At 69.1% G+C, this 14,992-nt stretch carries 13 protein-coding genes and 1 pseudogene; 10 read left to right on the top strand and 4 right to left on the bottom strand.

Going from position 1 to position 14,992, the window contains the following annotated elements:
* Positions 1–354: a hypothetical protein gene (locus tag EJ913_RS06885; RefSeq protein WP_126996139.1), complete on the top strand. Its 354-nt coding sequence runs from the start codon at positions 1–3 to the stop codon at positions 352–354.
* Between the two features lie 13 nt (positions 355–367).
* On the opposite strand, the gene EJ913_RS06880 is transcribed toward EJ913_RS06885, so the two are convergent.
* Positions 368–1,948 carry a polysaccharide deacetylase family protein gene (locus EJ913_RS06880; protein ID WP_126996137.1) on the bottom strand — a complete coding sequence of 527 codons (1,581 nt, stop codon included), beginning with the start codon at positions 1,946–1,948 and terminating at the stop codon, positions 368–370.
* A 282-nt stretch (positions 1,949–2,230) separates the two neighbouring features.
* On the opposite strand from EJ913_RS06880, the gene EJ913_RS06875 reads away from it, so the two are divergent.
* Entirely contained in the window at positions 2,231–2,608 is a 378-nt protein-coding gene (locus EJ913_RS06875; RefSeq protein ID WP_126996135.1) for a DUF2934 domain-containing protein, read from the top strand.
* Positions 2,609–2,632: 24 nt separating this feature from the next.
* Complete coding sequence (locus EJ913_RS06870; protein ID WP_126996133.1) at positions 2,633–2,965, top strand: HPF/RaiA family ribosome-associated protein; 333 nt, start codon at positions 2,633–2,635, stop codon at positions 2,963–2,965.
* A 125-nt stretch (positions 2,966–3,090) separates the two neighbouring features.
* Here the strand turns inward: EJ913_RS06870 and EJ913_RS06865 are convergent, their stop codons facing one another.
* Entirely contained in the window at positions 3,091–4,272 is a 1,182-nt protein-coding gene (locus EJ913_RS06865; RefSeq protein WP_126996131.1) for a L,D-transpeptidase family protein, read from the bottom strand.
* 349 nt (positions 4,273–4,621) lie between these two features.
* On the opposite strand from EJ913_RS06865, the gene mepK reads away from it, so the two are divergent.
* The gene (gene mepK / locus EJ913_RS06860; RefSeq protein WP_126996128.1) at positions 4,622–5,236 is read left to right on the top strand and encodes a peptidoglycan L,D-endopeptidase MepK; all 615 of its coding nucleotides are present in this window, start codon (positions 4,622–4,624) and stop codon (positions 5,234–5,236) included.
* Positions 5,237–5,779: 543 nt separating this feature from the next.
* Here the strand turns inward: mepK and EJ913_RS06855 are convergent.
* Positions 5,780–6,035 (bottom strand): annotated as a pseudogene (locus tag EJ913_RS06855) (helix-turn-helix domain-containing protein); the annotation flags it as partial.
* Positions 6,036–6,581: 546 nt separating this feature from the next.
* Positions 6,582–7,217 (bottom strand): hypothetical protein, encoded by a 636-nt coding sequence (locus EJ913_RS06850; RefSeq protein ID WP_185909702.1) that lies wholly within the window; start codon positions 7,215–7,217, stop codon positions 6,582–6,584.
* Positions 7,218–7,355: 138 nt separating this feature from the next.
* Between EJ913_RS06850 and EJ913_RS06845 the strand changes: the two genes are divergently transcribed.
* The 6 genes from EJ913_RS06845 to EJ913_RS06820 all read left to right on the top strand — a co-directional run bounded on the left by EJ913_RS06845 (position 7,356) and on the right by EJ913_RS06820 (position 14,940).
* Positions 7,356–8,819, top strand: coding sequence for a dynamin family protein (locus tag EJ913_RS06845; protein ID WP_126996126.1), 1,464 nt, complete (start codon positions 7,356–7,358; stop codon positions 8,817–8,819).
* The gene (locus tag EJ913_RS06840; protein ID WP_244939274.1) at positions 8,816–9,724 is read left to right on the top strand and encodes a substrate-binding periplasmic protein; all 909 of its coding nucleotides are present in this window, start codon (positions 8,816–8,818) and stop codon (positions 9,722–9,724) included. The genes EJ913_RS06845 and EJ913_RS06840 overlap by 4 nt, the downstream gene beginning before the upstream one ends.
* Before the next feature lie 95 nt (positions 9,725–9,819).
* Positions 9,820–10,269: a type II 3-dehydroquinate dehydratase gene (gene aroQ / locus EJ913_RS06835; protein WP_126996124.1), complete on the top strand. Its 450-nt coding sequence runs from the start codon at positions 9,820–9,822 to the stop codon at positions 10,267–10,269.
* Between the two features lie 40 nt (positions 10,270–10,309).
* On the top strand, positions 10,310–10,762 hold the full coding sequence (accB, locus tag EJ913_RS06830; protein WP_126996122.1) for an acetyl-CoA carboxylase biotin carboxyl carrier protein: 453 nt from the start codon (positions 10,310–10,312) through the stop codon (positions 10,760–10,762).
* Positions 10,763–10,781: 19 nt separating this feature from the next.
* Positions 10,782–12,122, top strand: a complete 1,341-nt coding sequence (gene accC, locus EJ913_RS06825; protein ID WP_126996541.1) for an acetyl-CoA carboxylase biotin carboxylase subunit — start codon at positions 10,782–10,784, stop codon at positions 12,120–12,122.
* 331 nt (positions 12,123–12,453) lie between these two features.
* Positions 12,454–14,940: a methyl-accepting chemotaxis protein gene (locus EJ913_RS06820; protein WP_126996120.1), complete on the top strand. Its 2,487-nt coding sequence runs from the start codon at positions 12,454–12,456 to the stop codon at positions 14,938–14,940.
* Positions 14,941–14,992 lie beyond the last annotated feature (52 nt).

Raw genomic sequence — 14,992 nt, 5'->3', positions numbered from 1 at the left:
ATGGGCCTTTTCGATTTTCTCAAGGTCGCGGTGCCCGAAAAGAAGCCGTCCAAGCCCGCGCAGCGCATGCCGGTCAGCATTGTCGAGTTCGACGGCCGCAGCTTTCCGCTGGCTTCCCTCACCACCAAGGGCTTCGTCACCAAAAGCTTCGACGGGTCGTTGATCGCCGGGCAGAACGCCCGCGTGACCGTGCGGGTGGACGATCCTGCCGGGAAGTTCACCTTCACCGCGACCATCACCGTGGCCGACACCGCCGGGTCCAAGCTGGTCGGCACCTGGACCATCCTGCCGACCGAGGTGGACGGCGTGATCCGCAAATACGCCCAACTGCGCGCGCAGCAGGCCGGAAAATAAGCCCGCCGCGCGGTCAGTTCCGCGTGACGGAGGCCGGAACAACGGCGGTTAGATTTGCCGTCGCGGAGACGGGCATGGGGGACGGCGTCGGCATGCCGGCGTTGACGATCTTGGGCAGGGCCAGCGTCTGCAGGCGCTCCAGCCATTCCGACAGGGTGACGAACTCGCAGCCCTTGGCGCGCAACTCGGCGATCACGCGGGGCAGGGCCAGCGCCGTCGTCGGGTAGGTGGAGTGCATCAGGAAGACGTTGCCGGTGCCGCCGGCCGTCTTGATGTGCTGGACGATCTTGTCGGCGTCGCGGACCTTCCAGTCGCGCGTGTCCACCGTCCACAGCACCGAACCCATCCGCTCCTCGCGGGCGACGTTCAGCATCTCGTTGGAGTAACGGCCGTAGGGCGGTCGGAACAGCACCGGGTTGGCGCCGAAGCTCCGCAGGATGCGGTTGGTCTCGGCGATCTCGTAGCGCTGCCCCTCGGCGTCCATGGCGCGCAGATCGGAATGGGTCAGGCTGTGGTTGCCGATCTCGTGGCCGCCAGCGACGAAGTCGCGGATCAGGTCGCCGTAGTTCTGGGCGATCTTGCCGACCGGGAAATAGGTCGCCCGCACGCCCTCCTTGTTCAGGACGTCCAGCACCTGCCGGGTCACGGTGCGGTGGGGACCGTCGTCGAAGGTCAGGGCGCAGAGGTTCCAGTTCTCCAGCTTCAGCGTCGCCGGCATCACGTCGAGCCGCGCGTTGGGCATCACCGAGCGCAGGCGGCCCTTGCGGCGGCTGTGCTGCTCGATGTCCGCCATCGTGCGGGCGTCCTCCTCGGTGTAGATCACCAAGCCGTCGACCGGCGCCACCGCGTTGGCGGCGGACAGCGGCGGCGGCACGGCCGGCGCGGCGGCGGCCGACCCGATGGGGGCCAGCGCCGACACGGCCGACATCGCCGCGACGGGGGCGGGGGCCGTCACCGCCGTCTGCGCCACCGGAGCCACGGGCGCGCTCGGCGGCGCCGCCGCGACGGTGACCGGGGCGGCTGGAGCGGGGGCCACCGGAGGAGCCGTCGGAACCGCCGCTGCGGCGGCTGCCGGGGCGGCGGTCTCGCGCTTGGCCGGGTCACCCTTGGCGGTGGTGGCGGGTGGCGTGTCGATGATCAGGCAGCCGAAGCCGGCGCCGACGATGCGACGGCACAGGCGCTGGGCGTCAATCCCCTCGGCGAGCGTCGCGCGCAGGACCATGCCGCCGGCTTCGGTCTTGCCGTCGAGCCGCGAGACGGCCGCGTTCAGCCCCTTGGTCAACTCCGGCTGGCGGCGTTGCAGCGTCTCCCAGGCCAGCCACGCGTCGCTCTCGCGCGGGAACAGGCCGAGTTGCAGGGCCGGCCCGGCCGCCTTGGCACCGGGCTTCTCGGCTGGCGGCGGGAAAGGCTTCGCCGCCGTCTGGGTCTGGACTGGTTTCTTGTCTGGGCCCCGCGTCTGGGCCGTGGCGTCCGGCGACAGCGCGGGCAGGGCGAGCAGAACTCCCAGCACCGTCGCCGCAACCGAGCGTCGCAGCGCCGCACGGCCGGGCCGGCGGTGGGTCAACGGGGCGGCCGACGCGGGAATACGCAACATGTTGTGTCCCATCTGCTGGCCCAGCCACTATCCGCAGGACCGCTCATAAGGTGTCGGTGCAATACCACCCCATTGGTACTAATTCAAACGACAAGCGGCAAAACCGGGGCAATCATGGCGATTTCCCGGACGAGCGTGGCCTTTGTGGAACGCTGCCCGGCGCGGGTGAAGTCTGTGGCCGATAACGGGGGCCGAGGGAACCAAGCCTTGCCACGGCGGTTGAGCGGACGAGGCGGGGGCATCCCCGCCGCCCACACAGCCGCAGCGGAGGAGACGAGCCGAATGGCCATTGATTTCGAGGCTTTGAACGAGCGCATCCGCCAGCGTGCCCACGCGATCTGGGAGCGGGAAGGCCGCCCCGAGGGTCGGGAAGACGCCCATTGGGGCTTGGCGAGCGAGGAGATCGCCGTCGAGGACAACTACGCCGCCACGCTGAAGCCCAACCCGTCGCACGGTCCCGACGACGTCGCGGAACACACCGAACCGGTGGAGCCGGCGCTGGCCATGGCGAACCAGGGCGAGCAGCCCGGCCTTGCCGACCAGGGCGAGGATTTCCACGTTCCCGGCGCTTCCGAGGAACCATGGCCGGAACCGGCCGAAGCCACCGCTCCCTCGACGCCGCCGGCTCGTGGCGGTCGCCGTGGGCGTCGCGGCGCCTGATCGTCCTCAGGCCGAGGAGCCCCCATGGACACGAATCTGGAAATCACCTTCCACAACATGACTCCCCTGCCGGATGTGGAGAGCTGCATCCGCGAGCGCGCGGAAAAGCTGGAGCGCCTGTACGACCGCATGGTCGGCCTGCGGGTGGCGGTGGAAAGCCAGCATCGCCAGCACCGCACCGGCAACCTCTACGACGTTCACATCGAGATGAGGGTGCCGGGCGACGAACTGGTGGTCAGCCGCCCGCCCCACCACGCCAGGGAGCGCCACGCCAGCCCCGACGCCCTGACCTCGGTGCGCGACGCCTTCGAGGCGGCGGAGCGGCGGCTGAAGGACTACAAGGAGCGGAAGCGCTGACCACGGCCGCTCGCGGCTGGCAATGGCAACGCCGTGACTTGAAACGACGAAAGCCGCGTGGCTGGAAAGGGACACCTTTCCGGACATGCGGCTTCGAGAGGTCCGGCCGAGGCCGGACGAGGATTTTACGCCCGCGACCCCGCCGGAGCGGCGGCGGTCTCATCGCCGCGGTCGTAGACATCGGGATGCAGGCGGACGCTGCCGTCCTCCTCCACCGTGGCGGTCCAATAGACGAACTCGACCGGCACCGGCCGGGCCAGCTTGACCCATTGCGGCTCGGGCTTGTCGAGCATGCGGTCGATCCGCTGCGGGGTGACGGTGGTGTCGGCCAGCAGCGCTTCCGCCATCTGCCGCGCGTCCTGCAACCGCACGCAGCCCGAGCTGATCGTCCGCACCTCGCGGTCGAACAGGCGCGGCTCGTTGGTGCCGTGCAGGTAGATGTTGTAGGGGTTGGTCAGGTTGAAGCGGAACCGCCCCAGCGCGTTGTGGTCGCCCGGCTGCTGGACGATGCGCACCCGGCCCGGCGTGACGCCGTTCCAGTCGACCGTCTCGGGCGCGACCTCCGCCCCGTCCAGATAGACGACGGCGTGCTGGATGCCCGGCGTGCCGCGCGACCGCAGCATGGGGAGCTTGTCCTCCTTCATCACGGTCGGCGGAACGGTCCAGGTCGGGTTGACGATCACATGGGTGATCTGGTCGTGCAGCAGCGGAGTCTCGCGCGATGGGCGCCCGACGATGGCGCGCATGTGCAGCGCGGTCTCCCCGGCGCGGACGAAGGTGGTCGTCTGGTCGGGCAGGTTGACCAGCACGACCGTGTCGGGCGCCGTGTCGCGGAAGCCGCGCATCGCGGCGGCGGTCTGGCGCATCTGCGCCGCGGCGTCGGCCGGGCTGCGGTCGAGCGCGGCGCGGGTGCCGCCGCCGACCAGCCCATCGGGCTTCATCCGCTGCGAAACCTGGAAGGCGCGCACGCCGGCGTCCACCGCCTCGGTGAACTGGTCGGTCGCCTGTTCGGGGGCCAGCAGTCCAAGTTCGATCAGGCGCTGGGCCAGCCGCCCGACGCGCTCGCCCGAACTGCCCTTCTTCAGGAGGGTGCCGCTGCCGATTCGCGGCGACAGCGGGGCCGCCGCGCTGTCGAGCTCCGCCGCGACCGTGTCCAAGCGGTCGGACCACTGGGTCAAGGTGTCGCGGTAGGGCGCCGCCTCCGCGCCCGCCGGAAGGAAGGCCACGGCCGATCCCACGAAGGCCGAGGCCGCCAGCAGAAGGGTGGCGAGGGCGCGGGTCTTGCGGGCAGGGGCGGCTGCGGTCATGGAGCTGTCCTTCTCAACCGGGTGCTAGGGCGGGGGCGGAACCCTTAAAAACAAAGCGTTTCACTCAATCTATGCATCGCACGCGGCGATGGCGAGGCGTAGAACGCGAATTTCGCGTGATCTTTCCTCTTGTGTGACCTTCCTGCCAGATCGCCTATGCGGACCTATGCATTTCGAACACAGTTGGAAAATTTTTCGATTGCGGAGGCCCTAACCCTTCCCTATACGAATAACCGTCCGGGGAAGTTTCGCCCATCAGGAACACCCGGAAAGGCGTTGAGACCGTCGGCCGCAGGCCGGTGCAAAGCGCCTGCGGCTCGCCAAAAGACGCATAAAAAGAGGTTCGGGGATGCTTTTTGGGGATGACGAGCGTGCCGCTCCGGTGATGGGGCGGCGCGGGTTCCTGGGTTTTGCCGCAGCGGCCCTGTCGGTCGCGACGGTTCCGGTGATGACGAGCGTCGCGACGGTGGCTCCGGTCCTGCTGGGATCGTCACCGGTCGAGGCGGCTCCCCTGGCCGGCGGGGTGCGGCGCCTTGCGCTGCACAACATCAACACCAACGAACGCTTCGACGGGGTCTACTGGGCCGACGGCAACTATAAGCCCGACGCGCTCAAGAAGCTGGACGTTCTGCTGCGCGACCACCGCGCCAAGCAGGTCTGCCGCTACGATCCGCGCCTCTTCGACCTTCTGGCGCGCGTCCACCAGACGCTGGATTCCGAGGATCCTTTCGAGGTGATCTGCGGGTTCCGTTCGCGCCGCACCAACGCGATGGCGCGCCGCCGCTCGCGCGGGGTCGCCAAGGAAAGCTATCACACGCGCGGCATGGCCATCGACATCCGCCTGCCCGACACGCAACTGCGCGCCATCTCCGAGACGGCGAAGGGCATGCACGGCGGCGGCGTCGGGTTCTACCCGCGCAGCGGCTTCGTGCATCTGGACGTGGGGCCGGTGCGGAGCTGGTGATCGCCGGTCCGCTTTGACGCCGTGAGCTTTTTGACGCTTTGAGGCGGGGCCGGTCCCCTTTTGTCGTTGGCGCCATCGGTGGCGCCCGGCTCGTTTGCGGCCCGGCCGGACCCGCGCCTTATCCCTCGCGCGGGGTGTTCTTCGAGGCGCGGACGATGTCGGTCGGATCCCAGACGGCCCCGTGGCGACGTCGGGGCTTGCCGTTGCCCCCATCCATTGCCGCCGGCTTGGCGCGGTTGTGCCGCGATGAGCGACCGGCCCCCTCCAGGGATGCCGGCGGCGCGACGGCGTCGTCGCCACTGCCGTCCGTTTCGGACGGGTCGTTCTGGTCCTCGTCCGCCGCCGCCTCCCCGGGACCGTCCGTCGGCTCATCCAGGTTGGGGGACAGCGAGGACAACAGCAACAGCAATTCGTCCGAGACATGGGTCGGCGCGGCGCGCCACAAGCGCAGCAACCGCGCTTCGCGCCGGCTGATCTGGCTGTCGGTCGACGGCGCGGAATCGTCCGTGCGCGCGTTCCGGTGCGACGTGGCGTCGTCGTCGTAGGCATCGAAGAAGAAGCTGACCGGAACGTCCAGGACCTGGCCGAGCCGGTAGAGCGTGCCGGCGGAAATCCGGTTGGAGCCGCGTTCGTATTTCTGGACCTGCTGGAACGTCAGGCCGATCGCCTCGCCCAGCTTTTCCTGGCTCATCCCCAGCAGCGTGCGTCGCATCCGCACCCGCTGCCCCACGTGGGCGTCCACGGACCAGGATTCCGGCGATCCGCGTCGCCCTCTCTTGCGCGCCGTCGGGCCATTCATTTCCCTAGGTCTCCAATGCTTTGAAACAGTCACCAGCTCTTTGCAAGGACGGAAGGATTGTTTGCACGTCCTTTGGTGGCTTTCAAGAGGAAACTCACGAGTATTCAGCATTCCTGGTCATATTCCGATAGGTCTGGGGCGAGAGAGCAACATTCGGTGGTCGTAATCGCATTACAGAATTGAATTATTCTGGCGTGAATTTTGATTTGTATGCGATGCATGATCCCTGGATCGGCTATGCCGCGCATGGTCATTGCTTCGATATCTTCCGGTGCGAATTGTTACAATTTTGAATTTTTCGGGTCGCCTACCACCATGTGGCCGAGTTCGGATTGTTTCTCTTGAAAGCCTTGCGAGACTTAGAAACGTCAAGGTCGAAGCAAATATTCGAACCGATGCCCAGAAATTTTCATCATGGGTTAAGGCCGATACACCGCGTCACGCGGCTTTTGCTGCGGCTCCGGCGGGCCGATTCGTCCGTCCGCGCATCATTAATGTATTATTAACCATGATTGGGGGGGTCTGAACGCCGTCCGGCGAGGGGGATCAGCCACGATTCGGGGCGGGTGCGTGACTCACTGTATCGCCCGGCCGTCGCCCCGCCGGCCGCCCCGCGTGCCATGGGCCGCCAGCCACCGCGAAGCCCTCGATGTGGTCGCGCAGCTTCTGGATCTGCGAGGGCGTCAGGCTGCGGCCGAAGCGGGATTTCAGCATGGCGGCCATGGCGCCCCGCGTCGGGCGCGCGCCGTCCTCGGCCAGCGTCCGGTAAACGGTGAACGCCTCGGCGTAGCCCTGGATGCGGTCCGGGCGGCCCCGCAGCTGGGCGGCCTGCGGCGACGCGCTGCGGTCGAGATGCTTGGACAGCCGCTCCGCCGCCGCCTCCGTGCTCAGGTCGGGCAGGGCGGCGGGAGCCGCCTCCGGCACCTCGTCCCGCCCGATGGCGGCGCGCGCGCGGCGGCGGCGCTGGCGTTCGCGGTCGGCGATGCGCAGGCGCTCGGCGTAGGCGGGGTCGTCCTGGCGGCGTTCGGTGCGGGCCTGGTTGGCGCGGACGGCGCGCTCGGCCTTGCGGGCTTGGTCGGCCGGATCGCGCAGCAGGAAGGCCAGCTCGTCGGCGGTCAGCCGCGCGTCCTCGGGGACGGCGACGTCGGCGTCGGGTTCCGGCGGTTCCTTGTGCTTGCCCATGACGCCTCAAACGCGCGCGCGTGGCGTTTGCTCCCGGCCACGGGGGCGGGGGCGCGATTTCCTGGTCAGGGGCCGCGCCCACCGTGCTAGAGAAGGCGTGACGTTTCTTCGCCGAACCATGTGGGACCATCCTCGGCCATGACCCCCAGGCAAGCCCTTCAGCAGCGTCTTGCGGCTTTGGACGCGCATCTGCGCGCGGAAAACCCGAACCTGCTGCCGGTTCTTCCGACCTTCCGCGCCTTCGACCGGCTCTTGGCCGGGCTGGGCCTGATCGGCCCCTACGAATCGCTGACCACGCGGATTCCGTGGTGGCCGATGGTGGCGGTGCTCGGCACCTTCTCGGCCGGCAAGTCGACCTTTCTCAACGGCTATCTCGGCGAGCCGCTGCAGAGCACCGGCAACCAGGCGGTGGACGACAAGTTCACCGTGATCTGCCACGGCCCGCAATCCCGCAAGGAGGCGCTGCCCGGCACCGCGCTGAACGCCGACCCGCGCTTTCCCTTCTACCGCATCTCCGACGAGATCGAGAAGGTGTCGGCCGGCGAGGGCAAGCGCATCGACAATTACCTCCAATTGAAGACGCTGAGCGGACCGCGCGCCAAGGGCAAGATCTTCATCGACTCGCCGGGCTTCGACGCCGACGACCAGCGCCGCTCTGTGCTGCGTCTGGTCGACCATATCGTCGAGCTGTCGGATCTGGTGCTGGTCTTCTTCGACGGCCGCCACCCGGAGCCGGGCGCGATGCAGGACACGCTGCGCCATCTGGTCGCCAAGACGGTGAACCGGGCCGACGCGCGCAAGGTCTGCTACATCCTGAACCAGGTCGACACCACTGCCAAGGAGGACAATCTGGAGGCGGTGTTCGGCGCCTGGCAGCGCGCCATCGCCCAGGCCGGTCTGGTGTCGGGCCGCTTCTACGCCATCTACGATTCGAAATCCGCCGTCGCCATCGAGGACGACGCCCGCCGCGCCCGTTACGAGGCGCGGCGCGACGCCGACCTCGCCGAGATCCACACCCGCATCAACGAGGTCGAGGTCGCGCGCGCCTATCGCGTCGTCGGCTCCATCGACAGCCTCGTGAAGGAGCTGGAGGGCGAGGTGGTGCCCAAGCTGCGCGAGGCGATGGCCCGCTGGCGCCGTCTGGTCCTGATCGGCGACGGGGTGCTGGCGGCGCTGCTTCTGCTGCTGTTCGTCGGGATCGGGCAGATCGTCGCCGACGGGGTCCTGACCTTCGTCGGCGGGCTGCTCCTGTCGCCGCCGCTGTTCGGCGTGGTGCCGATGGGGCTGGCGGGAGTGGTCGCCGTGTTCGGCGGGCTGTTCCTGGCCGGGCATTTCTGGCTGCGCGGCGTGCTGGCCCGCCGGGTCGCGGCGGCGCTGCCCGAGCGCTTCGGCGACGTGGAGCTGAACCTGCGCCACGGCTTCCTGAAGAACACGCGCTTCTTCCGCAGCGTTTTTGCCAAGAACCCCTCGGGCTGGAGCGCGCGGGCCAAGCGCAAGATCTTCGGGATCCGCGAGTCCCTGGCCGAGCATGTCCAGCGGATCAACGACCTCTACACCGATCCCGCCGGTCGGCGGAAGGCCGGGGAGGGGGCGCCGCTGTGACCCATCTTCACGACTTCGGTCCGACGCGGCGCTGGACGGGCGCCCTCTGTGCCCTGTGGCTGGCCGCCGGGCTGGCGGCCTTCCCGATCCACCCGGCCTCGGCTCAGGCTGGGCCGGAACAGGGGGCGGACGCGCCCGACAAGGCGGACAAGCCCGAGCCGGCGGACAAGTCCGACCGCGCCGACGAGGGCCGGCGGACCGGCGCCAAGCTGGATCTGGTGACCGGCACCGACTTCGCGCCCTTCACCGGCGACGACCTGCCCAACGGCGGGCTGATCACCGAACTGGTCCAGCGCGCCTTCGCGGCGGTCGGGCAGACCCACGAGCTGCGCTTCATCCCGTGGCGGCGCGGCTACGACGGGGTGGTGTCGGGGCGCTTCCTGGCGACCTTCCCCTATGTCCGCACCCCGGAGCGGGAGCGCGACGCGCTGTTCTCCGAGCCGGTGATCACCATGCGCCAGCTCGTCTACCTGTCCGCCAAGCCGCGCATGGCGTTCAACGGCCCGGCCGATTTCCGGGGACGGGTGGTCTGCGCGCCCGGCGGCTACGCCCTGCCGGCCGAGCTGGACGCGCTGTTCCGCCAGGGCGCGCTGACGCGCGAGACGCCGTCGAGCTTGAGCGCCTGCGTGCGGATGGTGGCGCTGGGGCGGGCCGACGCCTTCGTCATCAACGAGCACGCCGGCAACGCCGCCGTGGCGCAGGCCGAGGCGCAGGACAGCGTCCGCGCCGCCGAAAAGCCCTACGCCGTGGTGACCGAACACCTGATCGTCGGCCGCGGCACCCCCGGCGCCACCGGAGTCATCGACGCGTTCAACGCAGGGCTGAAAAACCTGAAGGAGAGCGGCGCGTACGACGAGACGGTGGCGCGTCACACCGCGATTGCGCCGCCCAAAACGCCGCGTTGAGAGGATTTCCGGCGGCCCGGACCCCGTCGCCATGGACAGGACGGTGCGTCATGCTATAAACGCGCGGTTTCGATCTTGGAAAAGGGGCGCGGGGCGTGGCCATCGACGCGTCGATTCTGGTCCTGAACGGACCCAATCTGAACATGCTGGGAGTGCGCGAACCGCAAATCTACGGTTCGACGACGATCGACGAACTGGAGGCCGCCTGCCACGAGCGGGCGGAGCGGCTCGGCCTGACCGTCGACTTCCGGCAGTCGAACCACGAGGGCGAGCTGGTCTCCTGGATCCAGCAGGCCCGGACGGAGAACGACGGCATCGTCATCAACGCCGGCGCCTACACCCACACCTCGGTCGCGATCATGGACGCCCTGATCCTGTCGGAGCTGCCGGTCGTCGAGGTTCACCTGTCCAACATCTTCAAGCGCGAGCCGATCCGTCATCATTCCCACATCTCGCCGGTGGCGACGGGCATGATCTGCGGGTTCGGGCCGCACGGCTATCTACTGGCGCTCGACGCCGTCGCGACCATCATCGGCCGCGACTGAGTCACCGGGCGCGATTAAGGAAACGGGAACGACTGACATCATGGCGAGCTTCGACATCGACGGCGATCTGGTCCGCAAGCTGGCGGAACTCCTGAGTGAGACGGGCTTGAGCGAGATCGAATTCGCCGAGGGCGAGAAGCGCATCCGCGTCACCCGCCCCACGGCGCCGCAGGCGCTCGCGGTCCACGCGGCCCCGGTCGCCGCCGCCGCTCCGGCCCCGGTCGCCGCGGCGGCCCCGGCCGGCCGGCCGGTCAACCATCCGGGCGCCCTGACCTCGCCGATGGTCGGCACCGGCTATCTGGCGGCGGAACCGGGCGGCACGCCCTTCGTGCGACCCGGCGACGCCGTCAAGGCCGGGCAGACCGTGCTGATCATCGAGGCGATGAAGGTCATGAACCCGATCAAGGCGCCGCGCAGCGGCACCGTGACCGAGATCCTGATCTCCGACGCCCAGCCGGTCGAGTTCGGCGAAGTTCTTCTCATCATCGAGTGAACGGGGCAAACCCTTGGCCATGTTCGAAAAGATCCTGATCGCGAACCGTGGTGAGATTGCGCTCCGCATCCACCGCGCCTGCCGCGAAATGGGGATCCAGACCGTCGCGGTGCACTCCACCGCCGACGCCGACGCCATGCACGTCCGCCTCGCGGACGAGAGCGTCTGCATCGGTCCGGCGTCCGCCCGCGAGAGCTACCTCAACATCCCGGCGATCCTGTCGGCGGCGTCGATCACCAACGCCGACGCCATCCATCCCGGCATCGGCTTCCTCTCGGAGAACGCCACCTTCGCCGAGATGGTGGAGGAGCACGGCTTCACCTTCATCGGCCCCACCCCGGAGCACATCCGGATCATGGGCGACAAGGTGACGGCCAAGAAGACCGTGATGGAGCAGGGGCTGCCGGTGGTGCCCGGCTCCGACGGTCCGGTGACGACGCTGGAGGACGCCGAGGCGGTCGCCCACGCCACCGGCTACCCGGTGCTGATCAAGGCGGCGGCGGGTGGCGGCGGCAAGGGCATGAAGGTCGCCCGCAACCCCGACCAGCTGAAGGAGGCCTACCAGTTCGCCCGTGCCGAGGCGCGCGCCGCCTTCGGCAACGACGAGGTCTATCTGGAGAAGTATCTCGGGCGGCCCCGCCACATCGAGATCCAGCTTCTGGCCGACAGCCACGGCAACTGCGTGCATTTCGGCGAGCGCGACTGCTCGGTCCAGCGCCGCCACCAGAAGGTCATCGAGGAGGCGCCGAGCCCGGCGCTGAACGCCGAGCAGCGCCGCTTCATCGGCGAGCTGGCGGCCAAGACCACGGCGGCCATCGGCTACCGCGGCGTCGGCACGATGGAGTTCCTGTTCGAGGACGGGCAGTTCTACTTCATCGAGATGAACACCCGCCTCCAGGTCGAGCACACGATCAGCGAGATGATCACCGGCGTCGATCTGGTGCGCGAGCAGATCCGCGTCGCCGCCGGGGCGCCGCTGGGCTACGGGCAGGCCGACATCCGCTTCGAGGGCCACGCCATCGAATGCCGGGTGAACGCCGAGAACCCGGAGACCTTCCTGCCCTCGCCGGGCAAGATCGACGGCTACCACGCGCCGGGCGGTTTGGGCGTGCGCGTCGATTCGGCGCTGTACGACGGCTACCGCGTGCCGCCGCACTACGACAGCCTGATCGCCAAGCTGGTCGTCCACGGCAACACCCGGAACGAGTGCCTGATGCGCCTGCGCCGCTCCATCGAGGAGTACGTCATCGGCGGGATCCAGACCACGCTGCCGTTGCACGAGCGCATCATCGCCGAGCAGGCCTTCATCGACGGGAACTACGACATCCACTGGCTCGAACAGTTGATGGCGAAGTCCTGAACGGGGCCGTCCCTGCGGCGGTTTCCGGTCGTTTCGGTCAAAAGAAGCCCTTCGTCCTCGCCGGACGGAGGGCTTTTTCTTTGGGGGCGCGTGCGGGGAGGCGACAAAGCCCTCTCCCGGGGCGGGAGAGGAAGACAAACGCAATTCCGCGCATATCCTGATATTCGGTCGGGCGCACATTTCTCATTATGAAGCGTCTTTTCCTAAAATTTGATCCACGTCAGTGCGACCCGGCGCCCGCCCTGACCAAAATGCATACGACTGCTTGTCCAATGCCCGTTTTCCGCCCGGCTTGCGCCGCTCGTACCCCTTCGATCTGCGAGACGCCCCCATGCGCCTGAACGAACCGATCACCAACCGCGAAATCGAGATGGAAGACGGCGTCCTGCTGGTCTCGCGCACCGACACGGGCGGCCGCATCACCTTCGTCAACAAGGCGTTCATCGACATCAGCGGCTTTGCGGAACCGGAGCTGATCGGGTCGCCGCACAACCTGATCCGCCACCCGCACATGCCCAAGGCGGCCTTCGCCGACCTGTGGGCGACGGTGAAGGACGGACGCCCGTGGGAAGGGCTGGTAAAGAACCGGACCAAGACCGGCGACTTCTATTGGGTGCGGGCCAACGTCACGCCGGTGGTCGAGAACGGGCAGGTCACCGGCTACATCTCCATCCGCACCAAGCCGTCGCGCGCGCAGATCGCCGGGGCGGAGGCGCTCTACGCCGACATCCGCGAGGGCCGCGCGCCGCATCTGGCGGTGCGCAACGGGCAGGCGGTCCGGCTGGGCGCGGTCGCGGGCCTGCGACGCTGGTCGGCCAGCGTCACCGGGCGGCTGTCGGTCGTCTTCGCCGCGATGGTCGTCGCGGTGATGGCGGTCGGCGGCGTGACGCTCGGCGGCATGGCCGACTCCAACGCCTCGCTGAAGACGGTCTACGAGGACCGCACGGTTCCGGCGGTGCAGATCGGTGACATCCTCGACCACCTGCGCGACCAGGTGCAGACGCTCCAGACCCTGGTGCTCGACGCCCGCGACGGTGCCGACCGCAAGGTGACCGACACGCGCGAGGCCCGCATCGCCGCCGACGCCAAGGCGATGGACGGGCAATGGGCGCAGTTCCTCGCCACCGCCCTGACGCCCGAGGAGAAGGCGCTGGCCGACCGCTTCGCGGCCCAGCGCGCCGCCTTCCAGAACGACGCGCTGACCCCGGCGCTGGGCCTCGCCAAGGCCGGCGATTCGCTGCGGCTGGAGGTGCTGGTCCGCGACACCGCCCGCCCGCTGTTCGACGCCGCCTACGCCACCAACCGCGAGCTGCTTGCGCTCCAACTCCGCGTGGCGAAGGAGGAGTATGAGGGGGCAGCGTCCGCCTTCCGCAAGCAGCTGGCCTTCATCGGCGCCGCCGGGCTGGGCATCCTGCTGCTGGCGCTGCTGGGCGGGCTGGCGCTGCTGCGCACGGTGCGCCGGCCGCTCGACCGTTTCAGCGTCGATTTCGACGCCATCGCCCGCAACGACCAGACCCACATCATCGAATTGCCGGCGGCGGCCGAGTTCCAGCCGCTGACCGCCCAACTGCGCGGCTTGAAGGCCCGGCTCGGCTACGCCGTGCAGGAGCGCGCCGAGCGCGCCCGCCACGCCGACGAGGAACGCCGCAGCGCGCTCGAGAACATGGCCTCCACCGTGGAACGCGAGGCCGGTCGCGCCGTGGAGGAGGTCGCCAGCCGCACCGGCACCATGGCGAGCGACGCCGAGGGCATGGCCGGCGCCGCCGAGCGGGTCAGCACCAACGCCCAGACCGTGTCGTCGGCGGCGGAGATCGCGCTGGCCAACGCCCAGACCGTCGCGGCGGCCAGCGAGGAGCTGGCGGCGTCGATCCGCGAGATCTCCGCGCAGGTCGCCCATTCCAGCGCGGTCACCCGCCGGGCGGTGGAAAGCGGCGAGCACACCCAGCTTACCATCCGCTCGCTGTCGGAGACCGTCGCCAAGGTGGGCGAGGTGGTCAACCTGATCCAGTCCATCGCCGGCCAGACCAACCTGCTGGCGCTCAACGCCACCATCGAGGCGGCCCGCGCGGGCGAAGCTGGAAAAGGCTTCGCCGTGGTGGCGAGCGAGGTCAAGAACCTCGCCAACCAGACGGCGGCCTCGACCGAGGAGATCACCCGCCAGATCGCCGCCATCCAGGAGGTGACCGCCAAGGCGGTCGCGGCGGTCGAGGAGATCGGCGTCACCATCGCCGAGATCGATCACATCTCCGGCTCCATCGCCGCCGCGATGGAGGAGCAGACCGCCGCCACCCAGGAGATCAGCCGCAACGTGGTCGAGACCTCGACCGCCGCGCAGGAGGTCTCGCGCCGCATCGCCGCCGTCTCCGAGGAGGCCGACCACACCGGCGAGCAGGCCGGCGACGTGAAGCTCGGCTCCGTCGAGGTCGCCCGCGCCATCGAGAACCTGCGCCAGGTGCTGGTGCGCGTCGTCCGCACCTCGACCAGCGACGCCGACCGCCGCCGCAAGCCGCGCTTCCGTGTGGAGGAGTCCGGGACGCTGACCGTCGGCGGCGCCCGCCACGCCGTCACCGTTCGCAACCTGTCGCTGGGCGGCGCGTCGATCGACCCGATCGCCGGGGCCGAGGGCCTGCTGTCGGGCGGGCTTCCGGGGCACTTGCGGCTCGACCGTTTCGGCGCCGAGACCCCGGCCCTGGTCAAGGCGGTGGAGCACAACCGCGTCCACCTCGCCTTCGGCCAGAACGGCGACGTGCCGGCGGAGTTCGCCCGCGCCGTGGAAGCGGCGACCAAGGGGATGACGCCGGTGGACGTCGCGGCGTAGGGGAGAGAAGGCGGCGGACCCGCGCCGCCGTTCCTCCTTAAACCCAACACAC

Source organism: Azospirillum doebereinerae (assembly GCF_003989665.1).
Lineage (GTDB): Bacteria > Pseudomonadota > Alphaproteobacteria > Azospirillales > Azospirillaceae > Azospirillum > Azospirillum doebereinerae.
The sequence above is the reverse complement of the archived record's forward strand: the minus strand, read 5'-3'. Positions and strand labels throughout refer to the sequence as shown.

Coding starts and splice junctions, on each gene's coding strand:
- accC (WP_126996541.1), top strand. CDS start 10,782: ATGTTCGAAAAGATCCTGATCGCGAACCGTGGTGAGATTGCGCTCCGC.
- EJ913_RS06880 (WP_126996137.1), bottom strand. CDS start 1,948: ATGTTGCGTATTCCCGCGTCGGCCGCCCCGTTGACCCACCGCCGGCCC.
- EJ913_RS06875 (WP_126996135.1), top strand. CDS start 2,231: ATGGCCATTGATTTCGAGGCTTTGAACGAGCGCATCCGCCAGCGTGCC.
- EJ913_RS06845 (WP_126996126.1), top strand. CDS start 7,356: ATGACCCCCAGGCAAGCCCTTCAGCAGCGTCTTGCGGCTTTGGACGCG.
- EJ913_RS06850 (WP_185909702.1), bottom strand. CDS start 7,217: ATGGGCAAGCACAAGGAACCGCCGGAACCCGACGCCGACGTCGCCGTC.
- EJ913_RS06865 (WP_126996131.1), bottom strand. CDS start 4,272: ATGACCGCAGCCGCCCCTGCCCGCAAGACCCGCGCCCTCGCCACCCTT.
- EJ913_RS06870 (WP_126996133.1), top strand. CDS start 2,633: ATGGACACGAATCTGGAAATCACCTTCCACAACATGACTCCCCTGCCG.
- accB (WP_126996122.1), top strand. CDS start 10,310: ATGGCGAGCTTCGACATCGACGGCGATCTGGTCCGCAAGCTGGCGGAA.
- mepK (WP_126996128.1), top strand. CDS start 4,622: ATGCTTTTTGGGGATGACGAGCGTGCCGCTCCGGTGATGGGGCGGCGC.
- EJ913_RS06820 (WP_126996120.1), top strand. CDS start 12,454: ATGCGCCTGAACGAACCGATCACCAACCGCGAAATCGAGATGGAAGAC.
- EJ913_RS06885 (WP_126996139.1), top strand. CDS start 1: ATGGGCCTTTTCGATTTTCTCAAGGTCGCGGTGCCCGAAAAGAAGCCG.